General features: G+C 60.9%; 15 protein-coding genes and 2 rRNA genes. 7 read left to right on the top strand and 10 right to left on the bottom strand.

Annotation, left to right across the window (positions count from 1 at the left end):
* From GM655_RS20695 to GM655_RS20685, 3 genes are all read left to right on the top strand, one after another.
* Positions 1 to 113: ribosomal RNA gene (locus GM655_RS20695) — 23S ribosomal RNA — on the top strand; the annotation flags it as partial.
* Between the two features lie 140 nt (positions 114 to 253).
* Positions 254 to 366: ribosomal RNA gene (gene rrf, locus GM655_RS20690) — 5S ribosomal RNA — on the top strand.
* Between the two features lie 231 nt (positions 367 to 597).
* The gene (locus GM655_RS20685) at positions 598 to 1,974 is read left to right on the top strand and encodes a CHASE domain-containing protein (protein ID WP_155436565.1); all 1,377 of its coding nucleotides are present in this window, start codon (positions 598 to 600) and stop codon (positions 1,972 to 1,974) included.
* A 32-nt stretch (positions 1,975 to 2,006) separates the two neighbouring features.
* Here the strand turns inward: GM655_RS20685 and GM655_RS20680 are convergent, their stop codons facing one another.
* Together GM655_RS20680 and GM655_RS20675 are read right to left on the bottom strand one after the other, a co-directional pair.
* Complete coding sequence (locus GM655_RS20680; protein ID WP_155436564.1) at positions 2,007 to 3,263, bottom strand: nitronate monooxygenase; 1,257 nt, start codon at positions 3,261 to 3,263, stop codon at positions 2,007 to 2,009.
* Positions 3,264 to 3,404: 141 nt separating this feature from the next.
* Positions 3,405 to 3,890: a YajQ family cyclic di-GMP-binding protein gene (locus GM655_RS20675; RefSeq protein ID WP_155436563.1), complete on the bottom strand. Its 486-nt coding sequence runs from the start codon at positions 3,888 to 3,890 to the stop codon at positions 3,405 to 3,407.
* A gap of 154 nt (positions 3,891 to 4,044) precedes the next feature.
* Here GM655_RS20675 and murB point away from each other — a divergent pair, with 154 nt between their 5' ends.
* Positions 4,045 to 5,073: a UDP-N-acetylmuramate dehydrogenase gene (gene murB / locus GM655_RS20670; RefSeq protein ID WP_155436562.1), complete on the top strand. Its 1,029-nt coding sequence runs from the start codon at positions 4,045 to 4,047 to the stop codon at positions 5,071 to 5,073.
* Positions 5,074 to 5,154: 81 nt separating this feature from the next.
* Here the strand turns inward: murB and ppnP are convergent, their stop codons facing one another.
* The 6 genes from ppnP to GM655_RS20640 form a co-directional block, all read right to left on the bottom strand.
* On the bottom strand, positions 5,155 to 5,469 hold the full coding sequence (ppnP, locus tag GM655_RS20665) for a pyrimidine/purine nucleoside phosphorylase (RefSeq protein ID WP_155436561.1): 315 nt from the start codon (positions 5,467 to 5,469) through the stop codon (positions 5,155 to 5,157).
* 52 nt (positions 5,470 to 5,521) lie between these two features.
* Entirely contained in the window at positions 5,522 to 6,754 is a 1,233-nt protein-coding gene (locus tag GM655_RS20660; RefSeq protein WP_155436560.1) for an argininosuccinate synthase, read from the bottom strand.
* Positions 6,755 to 6,780: 26 nt separating this feature from the next.
* A complete protein-coding gene (gene argF, locus GM655_RS20655) occupies positions 6,781 to 7,707 on the bottom strand; it encodes an ornithine carbamoyltransferase (RefSeq protein ID WP_155436559.1) in 927 nt (308 codons plus the stop codon).
* 174 nt (positions 7,708 to 7,881) lie between these two features.
* On the bottom strand, positions 7,882 to 10,713 hold the full coding sequence (locus GM655_RS20650; RefSeq protein ID WP_155436558.1) for an ATP-binding protein: 2,832 nt from the start codon (positions 10,711 to 10,713) through the stop codon (positions 7,882 to 7,884).
* 93 nt (positions 10,714 to 10,806) lie between these two features.
* Positions 10,807 to 11,778, bottom strand: a complete 972-nt coding sequence (rsgA, locus tag GM655_RS20645; protein ID WP_155436557.1) for a ribosome small subunit-dependent GTPase A — start codon at positions 11,776 to 11,778, stop codon at positions 10,807 to 10,809.
* On the bottom strand, positions 11,775 to 13,043 hold the full coding sequence (locus GM655_RS20640; protein ID WP_155436556.1) for a M48 family metallopeptidase: 1,269 nt from the start codon (positions 13,041 to 13,043) through the stop codon (positions 11,775 to 11,777). The genes rsgA and GM655_RS20640 overlap by 4 nt, the downstream gene beginning before the upstream one ends.
* Positions 13,044 to 13,096: 53 nt before the next feature.
* Between GM655_RS20640 and orn the strand changes: the two genes are divergently transcribed.
* On the top strand, positions 13,097 to 13,693 hold the full coding sequence (gene orn / locus GM655_RS20635; RefSeq protein WP_196308816.1) for an oligoribonuclease: 597 nt from the start codon (positions 13,097 to 13,099) through the stop codon (positions 13,691 to 13,693).
* A gap of 109 nt (positions 13,694 to 13,802) precedes the next feature.
* On the opposite strand, the gene GM655_RS20630 is transcribed toward orn, so the two are convergent.
* Positions 13,803 to 14,492 (bottom strand): UPF0149 family protein, encoded by a 690-nt coding sequence (locus GM655_RS20630; protein WP_155436555.1) that lies wholly within the window; start codon positions 14,490 to 14,492, stop codon positions 13,803 to 13,805.
* A 125-nt stretch (positions 14,493 to 14,617) separates the two neighbouring features.
* Between GM655_RS20630 and GM655_RS20625 the strand changes: the two genes are divergently transcribed.
* On the top strand, positions 14,618 to 15,634 hold the full coding sequence (locus GM655_RS20625; RefSeq protein ID WP_443094158.1) for a serine/threonine protein kinase: 1,017 nt from the start codon (positions 14,618 to 14,620) through the stop codon (positions 15,632 to 15,634).
* 116 nt (positions 15,635 to 15,750) lie between these two features.
* Positions 15,751 to 18,048: a coiled-coil domain-containing protein gene (locus GM655_RS20620; protein ID WP_155436553.1), complete on the top strand. Its 2,298-nt coding sequence runs from the start codon at positions 15,751 to 15,753 to the stop codon at positions 18,046 to 18,048.
* An 80-nt stretch (positions 18,049 to 18,128) separates the two neighbouring features.
* Here the strand turns inward: GM655_RS20620 and GM655_RS20615 are convergent, their stop codons facing one another.
* The gene (locus GM655_RS20615) at positions 18,129 to 19,085 is read right to left on the bottom strand and encodes a hypothetical protein (RefSeq protein WP_229632670.1); all 957 of its coding nucleotides are present in this window, start codon (positions 19,083 to 19,085) and stop codon (positions 18,129 to 18,131) included.
* Between the last annotated feature and the right edge of the window lies 1 nt (position 19,086).

The raw sequence follows: 19,086 nt of genomic DNA, 5'->3' as shown, positions 1-19,086 counted from the left end.
GAGCCTTGAGCTCTTTGAAGGGTCGTTCGAGACCAGGACGTTGATAGGTCAGGTGTGGAAGTGCAGTAATGCATTAAGCTAACTGATACTAATTGCCCGTACGGCTTGTCCCTATAACCTTAGCAGGGTATAGGTAAGAAGACCGTTAAACGTTGTTGAGACAACTTCATTACCCGCAGCACTCAGTGCTGATTACTTACCGATTCCAGATTCTGAGCAACGTTCGTGTGAACGCGGCTCGTACAAGTCAAAGCTTGATGACCATAGCAAGTTGGTCCCACCCCTTCCCATCCCGAACAGGACCGTGAAACAACTCTGCGCCGATGATAGTGCTGCAACCAGTGTGAAAGTAGGTTATCGTCAAGCTAGTTATTAAGAAAAACCCCCTTCTGCCTTTTGGCCGTTGGGGGTTTTTTGCTTTGGGCGCCGAAAAGTCACGATACGTTTTAGTGAGTCTTAAATGCAACTAAAATTTCTCTCGATAATTTTTTCTTTGCAAAATCAATTTAATCGCCTAAATTGATAAAAACGAGAGAAATATGTTGCGGGCAGGGTGTAACAAGGCTATGGCCCGCTTGTTGTGAGCTGGAGGTGCATATGTACGCTTTCAGGGAACGCCTGGCGCGGGCGTCCGAAAAAATCGCGCAACGCTGGCATGTGCTGAAGCCTAATCGTGCTGCTGCCGTAGCTATTCTGTTGGGTCTGACTGTGACACTGGCAGGCTGGCAATGGATGCGCGTGCAGGAGCGTAAGGACGAGTATGCCCAACTGCAGAACTCTACCGAGCGTATCCAGAGTGCCATACAGCAGCGCCTCGACAACTACCAGCTCATACTGCGCGGGGCTGCCGCCTATCGTCAGGCCTATCTGGCCATGAACGATGCGGACTGGCGCCGCTACACGGACGGGCTCAAACTTTCGCAGACCCAGCCGGAGCTGGTGGCGCTTGAATTCAGCGCCACGGCAGCGGATACGCTGGTGGCTAGCGATCCCCGTTATGCTGCGTGGATCAAGGCGCGCGATAGCGGGCAGCCCAGCATGAGCGCTCCCTTGGCTCCGAACGCCTTACCTGAGGCCGGCAAAGGCTTGCTGGTGGCGCTCTATCTTCCTGTCTATCGGCACGATCTGGAGCTGCAGAGCATAGAGCAGCGTCGGACGGCATTGCAGGGCTCCATGGTGGCGCTGGTGCGGCTTGATGTGCTGCTGAACCGCTTGCTGGTAAGGGCTTATCCTGATGCCTCTGTGCAGCTCTACAGCGGCGTGCTGGCCGATCCCCAGCGGCAGGTCTACGGCACGCGCAAAGCGTCGAGCAAAGAACTGATGGCAACGCGCCAGCTATCGTGGGGTGGGAGCCAATGGACCATGGTGGTGTACTCGCGCGCGCACGGCAGCTTCGATGGCCGTAGCTGGCAGTGGCTGTTATTCGGGCTGTGCGTGAGCGTGGCGCTGACTTTGCTGCTTAACCATCAGGCCATCATCCGGGCCCGTGCAGATACGGTGACGCGCATGATGAGCCGGCGCCTGCTGCGCAGCCAGACGGAATTGCGCGCCGTACTTGATGCTGCGCCAGAGGGCGTATTGAATCTCGATAGTGATGGCTGCGTAGTGTCGGCCAATCAGGCTGCCGAACATATTTTTGGCGTAGCCAGCGGCAAGCTGTTCGGCGTGAAGCTGGAAGTCCGTGTGCCGGGATTCGACCGTGCGCAGCTGGATACTCTGTGCAGCTCGGTGATTTCGACGGAAGGGCAGATGCCCATGATACGGGCCGAAGCGACCGGCATGCGCGCCTGTGGTGCACGATTCCCGCTGGTGCTGAGCCTGCGCCGCTTCGAGCTAGATGGCGAGGCCCATTATTCGCTGATGTTGCGTGATGTGAGCGACGAGAAAATGGCCGAAGTGATGATGCAGCAGAGCCTGCGCGATCTGGCGGCTGTGCGTGAGACACGGGCGATAGCACTCTCGCCAGGGCAGTAAGAAAAACGGCGCTCAATGAGCGCCGTTCTTTTTTATGCTTCTTCCTTTTCAGGCAGGGCAATCTGGTTGTCCGTGCTGAACTGGTAATCCTTGAAGATGTGTTCGGCAGTCAGCAACTGGTATTCGCCGTTGGCTTTCTTGTGCGTGGTGTCCTTGAGGCGGTAGGTGTAGTGGCCGCAGGTCCAGCAGTTGAAGTTGCGCATGTGGGTGCACAGACAGGTCTTGTCCATGATGACCAGATTCTTGTCGGTACCCTTGGCTTCCACTTCGCGGTTGTACGAATTGATGTAAGCGCAGTTGCCGGTCGAGTCCAGCAGGTAGCCATACGATTCGCAGCCGGGACGGATGCCCGCGCCGATGGCCGGGGTGTTCTTCAGCATGCGCATCGGATAGCCGGTCGGGGACACGCCGTTGACGATGATGTCTTCCTCGCTGGCCTTGAAGTATTCCTGTTTGACCTTGTCCGGCAGACCGCATTCCTTGGCCACGGTGAAGCGGGTCGCCACCTGCACGCCGGCGGCGCCAGCTTCGAGGAAGCGTACGGCGTCGCTACCGGTGAAGATGCCGCCGGCGGCGATCAGCGGAATGTCGAGATTCTCCGCTTTCAGGTAGTCCAGCAGTTCCTTGGTGATGGTCATCAGGTCGTACTCGGCCCAGTCCATGCCGAAGCCGAGGTGGCCGCCGGCCAGCGGGCCTTCGACGATCACGTAGTCAGGCAGACGGTCCAGCTTGGCGTTCTTGCGCAGGAAGATCTGCAGCGCACGTACCGACGAAACGATGATGCCCAGCTTGGCTTCACGGAAGCGCGGGTGATCGGCCATCAGCGCGAACGAGCCGAAGTGCAGACCGGCCGACAGGGTGATGCCGTCCACACCTGCGTCCAGCGCCGCGTTCAGACGCGTACGCAGGGTTTCGCGCGGGCCGTTCATGGTCAGCTTTTCCATGCAGTTCACGAAGATCAGGCCCGGGCCTTTTTTCGCTTCCATGGTCTTGCCGATGTGCAGGCGCTGCGCTTCGGCCAGGTTGGCCAGATCGAACTGCACCAGCGCCTTGTCCATGTTGTTGATGTTGTGCTTGTAGAGCTTGGTCTTTTCTTTGACGAAACCCGTATCGAAGCGGCGGTCCGACACATCTTCGACCATGGCATCGGAAATATGGCCGATACCGCCCAGACGGGCTGCTTCCAGCGCCAGTTCCGAGGTCGAAATATCCACACCCATTCCGCCTATCATGATGGGCACATACTCGTTTTTGCCAAAGCGCAGGCGGAAATCATCAACACGTTTCATTGCTATCCTTAGACTACCGAAAGTGGTTGCCGGGCAATGGGCCCGGCGTTAGCGCAGTAGTAGCGCGCAGGAAGTCCGAGACGATTGTACTCCTGCTGTACTACAGCTTTGTGACGGCACGTTCTAGCGTGCCGATGTGGTTTAATCGCGGAAGTTGTTGAACTCCAGCGGGGTCTCGGGTACTTCTTTACGCAGCAGTTGCATGGCAGCTTGCAGGTCATCGCGCTTGGCGCCGGTCACGCGCACGGAATCGCCCTGGATGCTGGCTTGCACTTTCATCTTGCTATCCTTGATGACGCGGACGATTTTCTTCGCATCATCGGACTCGATGCCGTTTTTGACCTTGATCACTTGCTTGACCTTGTCGCCACCGATTTTCTTGATCTCGCCTTCATCAAGGAAGCGTACGTCGACTTTGCGTTTGGCCAGTTTATTGGTCAGTACATCGCGTACCTGTTGCAGCTGGAATTCCGAGTCCGCAACCACGGTCAGTTCTGCTTCTTTTTGCTCGACCGAAGCACCGGTGCTCTTGAAATCGAAGCGCGTGGCGATTTCTTTCTGGGACTGCTCGACCGCGTTTTTTACTTCGATCATATCGGCTTCAGAGACTACGTCAAACGATGGCATGCTTGTTTCCTTTTCGTGTGGCCTGCAGCGGCTGTGTAAGCCGTGCATCAAAGGCTGATATTTTAACGGACAACTGTCCACAAGCCGCCATATACACCGTGGTTTTTTACGGGTTTGGCTCTATAATCGTCAAAATATTTTGCTTTTCTTCTTCATGTCCTCCCTCTCCGCGATCCAGTACGATTTTCCGCTGCAAACTCTCAACACTTTTGGCATCGCCGCGAAAGCGCACGCGTACTTGCGTGTGACTGAAACCGAGCAGTTGTTCGGCGTTTATGCTGATGCCGTATGGGCTACTTCATCAAAGCTAGTCCTCGGTGGTGGCAGTAATCTGCTGTTCACGCAGGACTATTCGGGGCTGGTGCTGCACATGGATCTGCGCGGCCGCGAACATGTGCGCAGCGATGCAACGCATCACTATGTGCGGGCCGCCGCCGGTGAAAACTGGCATGCATTTGTGCAGTGGACACTTGTACATGGCTATGCGGGTCTGGAGAACCTGTCGCTGATTCCGGGCACGGCCGGTGCGGCGCCGATCCAGAACATCGGCGCTTACGGCATTGAAATCAAGGATGTGCTGCACAGCGTAACCGTGTTCGATGCCGCGACGCAGAGCACGCGCGAGATGCTGGCCGCCGAGTGCCGCTTCGGCTACCGCGACAGCATCTTCAAACAGCCGGACGGGCGTGATCTGATCGTGCTCGATGTGACGTTCGCACTGCCGCGCGCGTGGCAGCCCAATCTGCGCTACGCGGAACTGGCACAGGCGGTGGCGCAGCAGAATCTGGCCGCACCCACGGCCCAGCAGGTGGCCGATACGGTGATTGCCATCCGCCGCCGCAAACTACCCGATCCCGCGCAAATCGGCAATGCCGGCAGCTTCTTCAAGAATCCTGTGGTGAGCGGCGCGCAATGCGCAGCGCTGCTGGAACAGTTCCCCACGCTGGTGCACCACCGTCAGCCCGATGGCAGTGAAAAGCTGGCTGCAGGCTGGCTGATCGATCAGTGCGGCTGGAAAGGGCGCACCCTCGGTGCTGCCGGCGTGTATCCGCAGCAGGCACTGGTGCTGGTGAATCAGGGCGGCGCTACCGGTGCCGAGGTGGTGGCGCTGGCGCGCGCGATACAGGCCGACGTGCAGGCGCGCTATGGCGTGCTGCTGGAACCGGAGCCGGTATTTATCTAAGCAGGGAAGCGGGCTAGCGCGCTAGCTGAAGTGAACAGCGCGCAGGCTGATGCTGCGCGCTGTGTGCGTCTACGTGGACGATTAGCCGAAGTGGCAGACGTAGTCCAGCAGTTCTACCGTTTCGATATCGAAGCTGGAATTGGCCGCGATGCTGAACGACTGACCAGCGCCGTAGGTGGTCCATTCGCTGGCACCGGCCAGACGGATTTTGCACACGCCGCCGAGAATTTCCATCACTTCCGGTGCGCCCGTGTTGAAGGTCAGGCTGGAAGGGAAGATCACGCCGACGCTTTTCTTGCTGCCATCGGTGAACAACACGTTATACGAAATGCATTTGCCATCAAAGTATTTGTTGGCCTGTTTGACCACGGAGACCTGGTCGAATTGCTTGCTCATGCTGACTATCCTATAAAAAAAAGGCCGCTCAACGAGCGGCCCCTAAATGCGATTATTGACCGCGTTTCAGGCGGGCATTGGCGGCGATGCGCATACGCAGCGCGTTCAGTTTGATGAAGCCCCCGGCGTCGGCCTGGTTGTAGGCGCCGCCGTCTTCATCGAAGGTCGCAATGTTCATGTCGAACAGCGAGTCGGTTTTGGAATCGCGCGAGACGACGATCACATTACCCTTGTACAGCTTGACGCGTACCCAGCCGTTCACGGTGGTCTGGGTGTGGTCGATCAGGGTTTGCAGCGCAACGCGCTCTGGTGCCCACCAGTAGCCGTTGTAGATCATCGAAGCGTAGCGCGGCATCAGGTCATCCTTCAGGTGCGCTACTTCGCGGTCCAGCGTGATCGATTCGATGGCGCGGTGCGCCTTCAGCATGATGGTGCCGCCCGGGGTTTCGTAGCAGCCGCGCGACTTCATGCCGACGTAACGGTTTTCTACCAGATCCAGACGGCCGATGCCGTGCTTGCCGCCCAGACGGTTCAGTTCCGTCAGCACGGTGGCAGGCGACATGCGCACGCCGTTCAGGGCGACGATGTCGCCGCGTTCGTATTCGATGTCCAGATATTCAGCCTGGTCCGGTGCCGCCTCAGGGCTGACACTCCAGCGCCACATGCTTTCTTCCGCTTCGGCGCTCGGGTTTTCCAGATGGCGGCCTTCGAACGAGATGTGCAGCAGGTTGGCGTCCATCGAGTAAGGCGCGCCGCCGTTCTTATGCTTCATGTCGATTTCGATGCCGGCGTCTTCGGCGTATTTCAGCAGTTTTTCGCGCGACAGCAGATCCCATTCACGCCATGGAGCGATGATCTTCACGCCCGGTTTCAGCGCGTAGGCACCCAGTTCGAAACGTACCTGATCGTTGCCTTTGCCGGTCGCGCCGTGCGAGATGGCATCCGCGCCGGTGGCGTTGGCGATTTCGATCAGACGCTTGGCGATCAGCGGACGGGCGATCGAGGTACCCAGCAGGTATTCGCCTTCGTACACGGTGTTGGCGCGGAACATAGGGAATACGAAGTCGCGCACGAACTCTTCGCGCACGTCGTCGATGTAGATGTTTTCCGGCTTGATGCCGAACTTCAGCGCTTTGGCGCGGGCCGGTTCCAGTTCTTCGCCCTGACCCAGGTCAGCGGTGAAGGTGACGATTTCGCACTGGTAGTTATCTTGCAGCCATTTCAGAATGACGGAAGTATCGAGGCCGCCCGAATAGGCGAGGACTACTTTTTTAATATCGCTCATGCTAGTTCCAATGGGTTGAAGTGTGTTTATTTGGTGTCGACGCGACCCAGCAGCAGGTATTCGATCAGGGCCTTCTGGATGTGCAGGCGGTTCTCTGCTTCATCCCAGACCACCGATTGCGGGCCGTCGATGACGTCGGCGGAGACTTCCTCGCCGCGATGCGCTGGCAGGCAGTGCATGAACAGCGCGTCCGGAGCGGCACGCGCCATTTTGGCGCTGTCCACGATCCAGCCGTCGAAGGCTTTGATACGGGCAGCGTTTTCGGCTTCGTACCCCATGCTGGTCCACACGTCGGTGTTGACCAGATGCGCGCCTTGGCAGGCGTCGGAGGGGTTGTCGAAGAAGGTGTAGCGTTGGGTCGAGACCAGCGACATGTCCATGTCGTAGCCTTTCGGGGTGGAGACATTGACGTGGAAGCCGAATACTTCCGCTGCCTGCAGCCACGAGTACAGCATGTTGTTGGCATCGCCTATCCACGCCACGGTCTTGCCCGTGATCGGGCCGCGGTGTTCGTAGTAGGTGAAGATGTCGGCAAACACCTGGCAAGGGTGGTGTTCGTTGGTCAGACCGTTGATCACCGGCACGCGCGAATTGGCAGCGAAACGCTCGATGATGTCCTGACCAAAGGTGCGCACCATGATGATGTCGCACATGCGGCTCATGACCTGACCGGCGTCTTCCACCGGCTCGCCACGGCCCAGCTGCGAGTCGCGCGTGTTGAGGTAGATGGCAGCGCCGCCCAGCTGGTGCATGCCCGCTTCGAACGACAAGCGAGTGCGGGTGGAGTTCTTCTCGAACACCATCACCAGTGTGCGGTCGATCAGCGGGTGGTAAATCTCGTAGTTCTTGAACTTCCGCTTGATCAGGTGCGCACGTTCGATGACGTATTCGTATTCTTCCAGCGTGAAATCGGAGAACTGCAGATAGTGCTTGATCGGTTTTTGGATAGACATAGTGGCAACGAACTGAAAACAGCAGCGGAAGTGCTGGCTTGAGACTACAGGCCTGACCAGCTGAACCGGTCAATTATAAAGGCAATTCGGTGCAAAGGGCGAATTGCCGCAGATTCTCCTGTCTATACAGCTGGCGCGCGGCTAGTATGGCGCTAGCATGCGCGTGTTGGCGGCTCAGGTATAGATCTGGGTGGTGGTCGCCTGTACGTGCTGCGGCGCCGTCAGCGGCAGGTCCAGCGTGAAGCAGGTGCCGGCTGGCGAGCTTTCCACGCTGATCTGGCCACCCAGTAGTGAAGTGACGATGTTGTAGCTGATCGAGAGCCCCAGCCCGCTGCCACCCTGACCGAGCTTGGTGGTAAAGAAGGGATCGAAGATGCGCGACATGTTTTCCGCTGCAATGCCGCTGCCGTTGTCGCTGAAGGTGATAAGCACGCGCTCGGCCGCCGGCGTCTGGGCGCGCAGGCGCATCAGTCCACCCTGTTCGCGGCCAAACGCATGCAGTAGCGCGTTGTTGATGAAGTTGGCGATCACTTGGCCGTACGGCCCCGGATAGCTGTCCATCAGGATGTTATCAGGCAGTTCCAGTTCGATGCGGTGGTTGGCGGCCCGCACGCGGTTCATCATGGTGGCGATGACCTCGTGGCTGACCTGATGCAGGTTAAAGCTTCGCCGCTGCTCGGTGGTGCGGTCGACCGCCACCTGTTTGAAGCTATTGACCAGATCGGCCGCGCTGGTCAGGCCGCGCATCACCAGTTCGTGTGCCGTGCGCGCATCGCTCATATAACTGGCCAGTTCGGAACGGCGTAGGCCGGGCCCGTCGAGCCGGCTGGCCAGTTCCTCGGTCTTTTGCGCCAGCGTGCTGGCAATCAGCAGGCTGTTGCCGATCGGCGTATTCAGTTCATGCGCCACGCCGGCCATCAGCGCACCCAGTGCGGCCAGCTTTTCCTGCGAGACCAGTTGGGTCTGGGCATCCTTGAGCTGGCGGTAGGCTTCCGCGTTGTCGAGCGCAATGGCGCCATAGGCACACAGGGTACGGAACATCAGCCGTTCGCGTGCGCCGAACGCGTCGGCATGCTGGGCTTGCACCGTCATCGCGCCCAGCGTGCGTTCCCCCACGATCAGCGGAACATACAGCGCGCTGGCCATGAGCTGGGTGCCGGGTGCCAGCACAATATCTTCCGGCCCCACATTGGGGATGTAAATTTCGCGCCGTTCGCGCAGGCAGCGCGCCGCATTGGCGCGCGGATGCTGCAGCGAGATGGTGTTGCCCGCCAACTGGCGGCCGTTTTCCATGCCGAATACGCGGCTGATGTCATTGCCATCGCGGCTGACCAGATAGATGGCATAGGTATTGGCCGGCAGCAGCGCCTGCACGTGGCGGTTCAGCGCCGCATACACGGCGCCGGCATTCAGGTGGGTAGTGATTTCCTGACCGATGGCCGACAGGCGCTCCAGCGTATCGCTGGTCTGCTGCAGCAGTTCGGCGCGGCGCGCTTCCGAGGCGGCCAGTTCGCGGTGGTGTAGGCCTTCCGCGCGTGCCTGCTCGGTCTGGTGATGCACCTGCATGGCGATGGCGCGGTTGGTGGCTTCCTGGCTATGGGTTTTCTGTCGTGCTGCGGCTGCCGCCTGGGCCGACGCATAGGCCTGGGCATAATCGCCGATGTTGGCGTATTCGCGCCCCAGCGCATCGTGCAGGTCGCCGGGCAGGGTATAGCCTTCGATGCCCGCTGCCACCTGCAAGGCCAGATGCAGATAGTGCAGCGTGGCGTTGGGCTCCGTCATGCCGGCCGGTGCGGGCAGAGCGTGGCGTTCGTGGATCAGGGCCAGCACACGCAGCGCTGCCACGTGGTTGTACAGATTGGTCTGTTCGGCGGCCAGCGCCACGGCACGCAGCGCGATGCTGCGCGCCTCGATAGGCCGATCGAGGAAGCACAGGGCGTGGGCCTGGCCGCGCCGCGCGATCGACTGGAAATCGGCCTGCTGCATCGCGTCGGCACGGGCCTGCATGCGCTCGAACGCTTCCAGTGCGGTGGCATAGTCTTCCTGATCGAGCGCCAGATCGCCCAGATAGGACAACGCATGGGCATAGCTGCGCGCACCGGGCAGAGGCGTGAGCACCTGCAGCGCTTCGCGCAGCAGTTCTTCGGCGGCATCGAGCCGCCCCACGCGGCGCATGGTTTCGGCCGTGTGCACGAGGGCCGCACCGATGCTGCGCGGCCAGCCGGTAGGGCGGGCCAGATCGAGCGCGCTCTGCATCCATTCCAGCGCGGCGTGGTGGTCGTTGAGGCAGGTGAAATTCAGGCCGATGTTGATGGCTGCCGTGACGGCCACGCGGATCTGGCCCGTTTCCAGCGCGGCTTCGTAGGCGCGGATGTAGTAGCGCACGGCCGCGCCATTGTTGCTGTGCTGGCTGGCGGCCAGACCGATGAAATCGTACACGCCGGCCAGCACGGCGGTCGGGTAATCGTGGCTGGTGGAGAAGCGTTCGCCCCAGCGCCGTTCGGCCGAGGTCAGATCATGCATGACGGCCCAGCGCGCGGTGGCCGCTTCGGCGATGTCCACCCGCTGCTGGTCGTCGACGCTGCGCGCGGCTGCCGCCATCAGCTCGAGTTCTTCGCCGCCCTGCTGATGGTTGCCATGGTCGATCGCGATCCATGCGCGCAGCCAGTGCGCATCGGCACAGCCCTGATGGTCGCCCAGATGACAAAAGGTTTCGTAAGCGGGGTTGAGCAGTTCGCTGGCGGCTTCCAGATTGCCGGCCAGCCAGGCGGTTTCCGCCTGTACTAGCTGTAAGCGGGCGTTGAGCTGGCGCTGATGGGCATCGGGCAGGGTGGAGGCGGCTAGCAACTGCAGGCACTCCTGCACCAGCAGCACGGCACGTGTGCTGTCGCGCTGACGCAGATGCCAGCTAAGTGGCAGCAGGGCAGGCAGCCGCGCAGGGCCGCGCAGCGATAGCAGGGCGCGCTCCCAGCGTGCTAGCTCATCGTCGTGCGCGAACATTTCCATCGGCTTCCTTGCAGCGTAAAAGTTGCGAATTGCTTTTGGGAATTATACGGCGCAGCGCGCCACACGGGCTAGTATGGCGCGAAGTTGTTGCAGTTAATACAGCGTTTGTGCTGATTCGTGCAACAACTGCCCGTACAGAGTATGCCGCATTTTGGCAATTTTGCCATCGGCGATCGCATCGAGTACGGCGCACTGGGGTTCGCTCAGGTGGCGGCAGTTGTAGAACTTGCAGTGGCCGAGGTAGGGCGCAAATTCGACAAAAGCCCGTTCCAGCATGCCTTCGCTCAGGTGGTACAGGCCGAATTCCTGAAAACCGGGCGAATCGATGATGGCCGAATCGGGGCCCAGCTCGGGCAACTGGTAGAGACGGGTAAAGGTGGTGGTGTGCTTGCCCGTATCGAGCGCGGCGGAAATTTCGCGCACAGCGATATCGGCTTCCGGCACCAAGAGGTTGATCAGCGAGGATTTGCCCATGCCGGACTGGCCGATCAGGATAGACGACTGGCCGGCCAGCAGCGGCTTGAGCGTGGCCAGCGTCTGCTCGGGCTGGGCCTTGGCCGACACTTCGTACACGGGGTAGCCGAGTGCGGCGTAGGGCTGCACCCGTTCGCGCGTTTTTGCCAGTGATTCCACCACGTCAGTCTTGTTGAGGATCAGGTGGGCTTTGATGCCTGCCGCTTCGGCCGCCACCAGTGCGCGCGACACCAGATCGTCGGCAAAGCCCGGCTCTGTTGCGACCACGATGAAGAGCTGGGTCAGATTGGCGGCCAGCAGCTTGGATTTGTACTGGTCCGAGCGGTACAGCAGGGTACGGCGCTCGCTGATCTCGTCGATCACGGCCTGATCGGCCGAGGTACGGGTCAGCATGACCTGATCGCCCACGGCCACATTGGTTTTCTTGCCGCGCGTGACGCACTGCAGTTTTTCGCCGTCCGCTTCGGCCAGATAGTGGCGGCCGTGGGCGGCGATGATTACGGCCTGCAGCTGTTCGCCGGTGGCGTCGATGCCATTACCACGCTGGCCCCGGGTCTTGCCGCCTGCGCGACCGTGCTTGGGCGCGCTCATGCGGCCGCCGCGTGCAGGTGACGGATGCGCACGCTGGCCGGCGGATGGCTATCATAGAAAGCCGAGTGCAGCGGGTCGGGCGTCAGCGTCGAGGCATTGTCTTCGTACATCTTGACCAGTGCCGACACCAGATCAGCCGCTTGCGCGTGCTTGGCAGCGAAGGCGTCCGCTTCGAATTCGTGCTTGCGCGAACTGAGCGAAGTGAGCGGGCCAAACAGGAAGGTGAACACGGGCAGCACCAGCATGAACAGCAGCAGGGCCATGGCGTCATTGCCCTGACCGGGCAGCAGCAGCGGATCGACACCGAGCCCTGTGTAGAACCACAGCTGGTTCTTCAGGTAGCCGAGCAGGGCGAGGAAGGCCAGCGACAGCGCGAACATCATGACGATGCGCTTGATGATGTGCTTGAGCTTGAAGTGGCCCAGTTCATGTGCCAGCACGGCTTCGATTTCCTGCGGCTGCAAACGTGACAGCAGAGTGTCGAAGAAGACGATGCGCTTGTTGGCGCCAAAGCCCGAGAAGTAGGCATTGCCGTGGGCGCTGCGTTTGGAACCATCCATCACGAACAGGCCTTTGGACGCAAAGCCGACGCGCTCCATCAGGCCTTCGATGCGCTGCTTGAGCGCGGCGTCTTCCAGCGGCGTGAATTTGTTGAACAGGGGGGCGATGACGGTCGGGTACAGCACCATCATCAGTAGCTGGAAGCCGCTCCATACGGCCCACGCATAGAACCACCACAGCGCACCGGATTTTCCCATCAGCGTCAGCACCAGCCAGATCAGGGGCAGGCCGATTACAGCGGCCAGCAGCGCGCCTTTCAGCATGTCGGCAAAGAACAGGCCGGGTGTCATCTTGTTGAAGCCGAAACGCTGTTCCAGATTAAATTGTTTGTAGTAGTCGAGCGGCAGATCGATCAGGCCGGAAATCACGCTGAAGGCCGCCAGCAGGGCCAGTTGGTAGACCATGCCGGGACCGGTGAGCTGGAATACATGCAGCGACAGCCATTGCAGGCCGCCCAGCAGGGTGAAGGCGATCAGCACGCCGGTGCTGAGCAGCAGGCTGACCAGGCCCAGCTTGGTGCGGGCGATGGTGTAATCGGCCGCTTTCTGGTGGGCGGCAAGGGGGATTTTCTCGGCAAACTCGGCAGGAACGGCGCTGCGGTGGCTCAGCACATGGCGGATCTGGCGCGAAGCGAGCCAGAAACGCACGATCAGCGTCAAAATGATGAAAGAAACAAACAAAATCGAAAACGCGAGTGAATACATTCTATGCCTGTGAGAAAATGGCAGATTAGGATTAATTAAGCCAAGAGAGAATTATGTCACAAGCTAACGAATTGCCAGAAGGTTCCGTACCCGCCGCCGCCAAGCCGGTGCAGAATGAGTTCAATCTGGTGTGGGTGGATATGGAAATGACGGGTCTGGAGCCGGACACCGACCGCATTATCGAAGTGGCCGTGGTGGTCACTGATATGCACCTGAACGTGCTGGCAGAAGGCCCCGTGTTCGCGATTCACCAGAGCGATGAAACGCTGGACAAGATGGATGCATGGAACAAGGGCACGCACGGCCGTTCCGGCCTGATCGACCGCGTCAAGGCGTCTACCGTGTCGGAAGCGCAGGCCGAAGAAGAGCTGATCGCCTTCATGAAGCAGTGGGTACCCAAGGGCAAAGCGCCGATGTGCGGCAATACCATCGGTCAGGACCGCCGCTTCATGGTGCGCTACATGCCCAAGCTGGAAGCCTTCTTCCACTACCGGAATATCGACGTGTCCACGCTGAAGGAGCTGTGCAAGCGTTGGAAGCCGGAAATCGTCGCCGGTTTCAAGAAGCACCAGAAGCACACGGCGCTGGCCGACATCATCGAATCGATCGAAGAACTCAAGTACTACCGCGAGCACTTCATCAAGCTGTAAAACAACTTGGGGTCAGGTCGGGCAAAGTGCAGTTTTTGAGAATTCTCAAAGAACACACCAATGCCCGACCTGACCCCTGCACTTTGCCCGACCTGACCCTAGCGGGTTGTTATTCGTCGGCGCCGCAGCACTTCTTATATTTTTTGCCACTGCCGCATGGGCAGTCGTCATTGCGGCCCACTTTAGGCTCGTCGCGCTTGACGGTGCTCACAGCAGCTTTGCGGCGCGGTACCCAGAATTTGTGGATGGCCGGCAGGTTGGCTTCCAGGTCCAGCGCCAGTTTGTGCGCCTTCACCGGGTCTTCCACCAGCGGCAGCTCGGCTTCGTCGATTTCGTCCGCGCCCAGCAGATAGATGGGCTTCATGAGATCTTTGACATCCGATTCCCAGATTTCATTCCACGAACCGGGACGCAGTTCCATGCCTTCCCAGAAGCCCCAGCACCACGCTTCGGCGTCGATCAGGGTCTGGCCTTCGTGCTCGTGCTCGACGAACAGCGGCTCGAATTCTTTCGGTGCCACTTCGAACGTCACCAGCACTTCGTTCATGAAGCGCATGATCAGGTTGAGGATGCGTTCCTCTTCTTTGGCGTGCTTGAATTTCGGCACGTCGGTATCTTCCTGACCCCAGACGCGTTTCAGCCACTCGGCTGGCATGATGGTTTCCGGGCCAATCGCGATGGCGGTCAGGTAGCCATGCAGCATGTCCATGGTCATGGCATCTTCAGGGCTGCGCTCGGACAGCAGGAAGCTGTCGAGTTCGTCGAATTCTTTTTCGCTCAGGGGCTGGTCGAGTTGCATATTCTGCTCTTTTTATTGGTTGGAAGCCGACAGTATACACGCCGGCCCCTTACAATGCCGTTATGAACCAAGATGACTATGACGACGAGGCGGCCGATGCGCGCGCCGCGGCGCTGGCCGCCGCCATGGCCGGGCCGCTGGACAGTACAGTGGACGAGAGCCAGCCAGTGGCGCACCCATATGCGGCACTGACGCCCGATTGCGTGCTCGATGCACTGGAAAGTCTGGGCATCCATAGCGATGGCCGGCTGCTGGCCTTGAATAGCTATGAAAACCGGGTTTATCAGGTGGGTGTGGAAGAGGGTGCACCACTGGTGCTGAAGTTCTACCGCCCGCAGCGCTGGAGCGATGCCGCCATACTGGAAGAACACGCGTTCACGCGCGAACTGGCCGAACAGGAAATTCCCGTGGTGCCGGCGCAGCTGCTGGGTGGCCAGACGCTGCACCACTATCAGGGCTTCCGGTTTGCCGTGTTTGCCCGCCACGGCGGCCGCGCGCCCGAGCTGGGCGACCCGCAAGTGCTGGAATGGACGGGGCGCTTCATCGCCCGCATCCATGCGGTGGGTGCGCAGAAAGTCTATACCGAGCGGCCGGCGCTCGATATCGCTACCTTTGGCCACGAATCCTGTGCCTTCCTGCAGCAGCAGCGTTTTATTCCGCCCGATCTGGCTGCGGCCTATGCCAGCGTGAGCCAGCTGGCGCTGGAGGGCGTGCAGCGCTGTTACGACCGCGCCGGCGAACTGCCCCAGTTGCGCCTGCATGGTGATTGCCATGGTGGCAACGTTTTGTGGACTGATGCCGGCCCCCATTTCGTCGATTTCGACGACAGCCGCATGGGCCCCGCCATTCAGGACCTGTGGATGATGCTATCGGGCGAACGTAGCGAACAGCTACGCCAGATGGGCGACATACTGGCCGGTTACGAAGACTTTTGCGAGTTTTCGCCGCGCCAAATGCATCTGGTCGAAGCGCTGCGCACGCTGCGCCTGATGCATTACTCGGCCTGGCTGGCGCGGCGCTGGGATGACCCCGCATTCCCGCTGGCTTTCCCGTGGTTTAACACCCAGCAGTACTGGCAGGACCGCATACTGGAACTGCGCGAGCAAGTGGCCTTGATGGACGAGGCGCCGCTGGCGATCTAGCGAATTAGCGGGATTTTCCCGCTCTGCTTGGCTTTAGGCGCTGGACTGCGCTATCTGATAATGAGAACTCAGAAATCCCGGCGGGTGCCGGGGTACATCGTCTAGCGAGAGTTCTCATGCAAGCACAACTGGCCCAGCGCGACAGCGCCCAAGACAGCGGTAACCTCAGCAATGCTGATATGCAGTTGCAGCCACTGGTGTCGCTGCATGATCCGGACGATGTTGCTGCCACGCCCCGTGCTGCGATGGAAATGAAGGCCATACAGGAAGCCATCGCCCGCGTGGAAGCCGACGCCAAGGCGGCCTGTGCTGCTGAAAGCCGCGCCCACGCCGAAGCCCGCGCGCGTGCACTGGCCGAAGACCGTGCCGCCATGGATGCTGCCGCTGCTGCCGTAGCGTTGCAGAATGCCCAGGCTTCCGAAGACGCCATCAGCGCCAACCGCGAACGGCTGGAATCACTGCGCGCGGCCGCCCAGGCCAGCGTAGCCCGGCTGGAAGCGGTGAAACAGGAAACCGCCGAACTGCGTGCCCGTGTGGAAGCCGATACCCAGATCCGTCTGGCGGCCGAACAGCGTGCGCGCGCCGAACAGGAAAGCCGCCAGCGCGCCCATGAACAACTGGCTGCCGAAGCCGAACTGGCCGAACAGGTGAAACGCGCTGCCTCGGAACTTGAAGCCCAGACCGAACAGGCCCGCATGCAGGCGGCTGAACGCGTCGCTGCCGTGGAAGCGGCCAAGGAAGAAGTGGTGGGCATCGCCAGCGCCGATGCGCGCGTTGCCACGCTGGCCCGCGAGCGCGAGCGTCAGGCCCATGCTGCCCGTCAGACGGCGCAGATGCTGGCTCAGGCCGAAGCGGAAGCACTGGAACTGACCGTCAAGCGCGAACGCGCCGACCAGATCGCACTGGAAGCTTCGCTCAACCGCGCCGCCGCCGAAGTGCGCGCACTGGAAGAAGCCCGCGCACTGGCCCATCTGGAACAGGAACGCGAGCAGATCGCTCTGGCCAAGGCCGAATCCGACCGCAGCGCCGCCCAGTCGCTGCATCTGCGCCTGCAGACGGAAAAGGAAATCCGCGATGCCGCCATCCACCGCGAACGTCTGGAAATGGTAGCGGCTGCCAGTGCCGAAGCACGTCGCGAAGCCGATGCCAAAATCATTGTCGCCACCGAAGCCCGTATCGAAGCGGACAACCAGCTGCGCGCCGTATCGCTGTCGCGTGTGCAGGCCGAACAGGAAGCCGAGCTGGCCACGCTGGCCAAAGTGGAAGCGCAAAACCTGCTGACCGAACAGGCCCGCCAGCGTGAAATCGCCGATGCCGCCGCCGCCGATGCAGCGCGCAGCGAACGCGAAGCCCAGCAACATGCTACCGAACTGGCGCAGCAGCAGGCTGACCTGACGGCTGAAGCGGCACAACTGGTGATCAGCCAGAACGCTGCTGCCGCACAGGAAGTGGCCACGCTGGCCGAACAGGTAGAAGCCCAGCGCGTGGCCGATGCACTGGCCCGTGACAAAGCCGAACATGCAGCGGCACTGCTGGCCGCCGAACAGGCGCGCGCCGAAGCCGAGCAGCAGGCCATCGCTGCACTGAAAGAAAAGCTGGCGCTGGAAGAGCAGGCCCGTAACGCCGCGCTGATCCGCACCGAAGCCGAACGTGCCCAGGCGGAGGCGCTGGCCCAGAAGCAGGCCGCCGACCAGCGTCTGGCCGCTGCGGCTGAACAGGAAGCCGAAGCACTGCGCGTCATGGCCGAGCAGACCGCACTGGAAGCAGCACAGAAAGAAGTGGCCGCTCAGGCACAGGCTGCACAAGCCCGTCTGGCCGTGGAGCTGGGCGAAGTGACGGCTGAACGTGCCCGCGTCGAACAGGAAAAAGAAGTGGCTGCCGCCGCGCTGCTGCAGGCCGAACAGGAATTCGTCGAAGCCGAGCGTAAATCGCTGGCGCTGATCGACCAGAAACTGACCCAGCAGCGTCTGGCGACGGCCGCGGAAAACCGTGCGTCGGAAGCCATCGCGGGCCGGCTGGCCGCAGAAAAAGCTGCCGTGCACGATGCCCGTCTGGCTGCTGAAGCCCAGCAGGCTGCCGAGCAGGCCGTGGCCGATAAGACCGCAGCCCAGCACGCACTGGTGGAAGCTGCCATGGCCCATGCCACCATGCAGCGCAAAGTGGCCGATACCACGGCTGCCATGACGGCCGCCAAGATCAAACAGCTGGAACTGGAAACCCGCCGCCACGCGGCTGCCCAGAAAGCGCTGGCTGCCGTGCAGGCTAAAGTGGCCGAGGCCGAACGCCTGTGCCAGAGCGTGGAAGATGGCTCCATCGTTGCCACCCTCGATGCTGCCCGTGCCCGCAAGGAAGCTGCCCGTCAGGGTGCCATGGCCGAAGGCAAACCGGTGAAAGCCGTGTGGCGCGCGCGCTAAACCCTGAGGATGGCCGGCACCACGGCCGGCATTGAATACCGACGACCACACTTTGCTGTGGTCGTTTTTTTACTGCGGCGTTAGTAGGTGTAGCCCAGACCCAGCATCAGCAGGTCAGCATCGCGGTGGTAGTCCGTCACGACGCGGTTCAGCGTTAGCGTGCCCACCAGTCGTTTGCTGAAGTGGTAGCGCGTGGCCAGCGAAGCCAGTCCTGCTTTGTGTGAACGGGTGCCCGGTACGTCGTGCACTTCGAAGGCCAGATACGGGCCTACGCCCATGCCCAGCTCCAGATGGGTGGTGAGCGAGCGGATCAGCCAGAGCTGGGTTGCCACACCGTTGCGGTGGGTGGCTGGCGTGCTGCCTTCATTGAGGTAGTTGACGGTCCAGTCCACATAACGGCCTACGGCGCGGCGGTATTCGAGGCTGTAGGCGCGCGAGCGTTCCGACTCGAAGCTGTTGACGATGCTCTGTCCGGCCAGCATGGTCAGGGTATCGTCGGTGGACGGGCCATCGAGGTGCAGCTTGTCGCCGCGTACGCTGTCGAAGCGGTAGCCCACCCCCAGCATCAGCGAAGTGGTGGGTTCTTTGGCGCCCTGCGGGACCACGCGGTTCAGCTGCACCTGGGTGTACCAGCGCTCGGGATGATGCCACAGCGCCTGTACGCTGTAGATGGGCGCCCAGCCATGGTCGTTGATGTAGGGACCGTCCGCTGCGCCGTGCGGGCGCGAGGTATCGAAGAAGTAGTACTGGCCGGCGCCCACGGCCCATGACAGGCCGTTCTGGCCCACCGGCGTACGCAGCCAGAGCTGGCCGGAAATGCCGTCGCGGTGGTGGTTATGCGGATGGCCTTCGTTCAGATAGCCGAGACTGAGGGCCAGATAGTCGCCCACCGGATGAACGTAGTTGAGTCCGACGGCAAAGCTGTGCTGCTGTGCGCCGCTGACCCACAGGCCGCCGGCCTGGGCCGTCAGGTCCTGGCCCTGAGCGCTGGCAGCGCACAAGGCGAGGGCAAGAGTGAGGGGGCGCAGTCTGTTCATG

Source organism: Pseudoduganella danionis (assembly GCF_009720775.1).
GTDB classification, from domain to species: domain Bacteria; phylum Pseudomonadota; class Gammaproteobacteria; order Burkholderiales; family Burkholderiaceae_D; genus Rugamonas; species Rugamonas danionis.
Note: the sequence above shows the minus strand (reverse complement) of the source record. Positions and strands in the feature narration are given on the sequence as shown.

What these genes read in the sequence shown, in the direction of transcription:
- GM655_RS20685 (WP_155436565.1), top strand. Translation starts at nt 598, where the DNA reads ATGTACGCTTTCAGGGAACGCCTGGCGCGGGCGTCCGAAAAAATCGCG.
- GM655_RS20680 (WP_155436564.1), bottom strand. Translation starts at nt 3,263, where the DNA reads ATGAAACGTGTTGATGATTTCCGCCTGCGCTTTGGCAAAAACGAGTAT.
- GM655_RS20675 (WP_155436563.1), bottom strand. Translation starts at nt 3,890, where the DNA reads ATGCCATCGTTTGACGTAGTCTCTGAAGCCGATATGATCGAAGTAAAA.
- murB (WP_155436562.1), top strand. Translation starts at nt 4,045, where the DNA reads ATGTCCTCCCTCTCCGCGATCCAGTACGATTTTCCGCTGCAAACTCTC.
- ppnP (WP_155436561.1), bottom strand. Translation starts at nt 5,469, where the DNA reads ATGAGCAAGCAATTCGACCAGGTCTCCGTGGTCAAACAGGCCAACAAA.
- GM655_RS20660 (WP_155436560.1), bottom strand. Translation starts at nt 6,754, where the DNA reads ATGAGCGATATTAAAAAAGTAGTCCTCGCCTATTCGGGCGGCCTCGAT.
- argF (WP_155436559.1), bottom strand. Translation starts at nt 7,707, where the DNA reads ATGTCTATCCAAAAACCGATCAAGCACTATCTGCAGTTCTCCGATTTC.
- GM655_RS20650 (WP_155436558.1), bottom strand. Translation starts at nt 10,713, where the DNA reads ATGGAAATGTTCGCGCACGACGATGAGCTAGCACGCTGGGAGCGCGCC.
- rsgA (WP_155436557.1), bottom strand. Translation starts at nt 11,778, where the DNA reads ATGAGCGCGCCCAAGCACGGTCGCGCAGGCGGCAAGACCCGGGGCCAG.
- GM655_RS20640 (WP_155436556.1), bottom strand. Translation starts at nt 13,043, where the DNA reads ATGTATTCACTCGCGTTTTCGATTTTGTTTGTTTCTTTCATCATTTTG.
- orn (WP_196308816.1), top strand. Translation starts at nt 13,097, where the DNA reads ATGTCACAAGCTAACGAATTGCCAGAAGGTTCCGTACCCGCCGCCGCC.
- GM655_RS20630 (WP_155436555.1), bottom strand. Translation starts at nt 14,492, where the DNA reads ATGCAACTCGACCAGCCCCTGAGCGAAAAAGAATTCGACGAACTCGAC.
- GM655_RS20625 (WP_443094158.1), top strand. Translation starts at nt 14,618, where the DNA reads ATGGCCGGGCCGCTGGACAGTACAGTGGACGAGAGCCAGCCAGTGGCG.
- GM655_RS20620 (WP_155436553.1), top strand. Translation starts at nt 15,751, where the DNA reads ATGCAAGCACAACTGGCCCAGCGCGACAGCGCCCAAGACAGCGGTAAC.
- GM655_RS20615 (WP_229632670.1), bottom strand. Translation starts at nt 19,085, where the DNA reads ATGAACAGACTGCGCCCCCTCACTCTTGCCCTCGCCTTGTGCGCTGCC.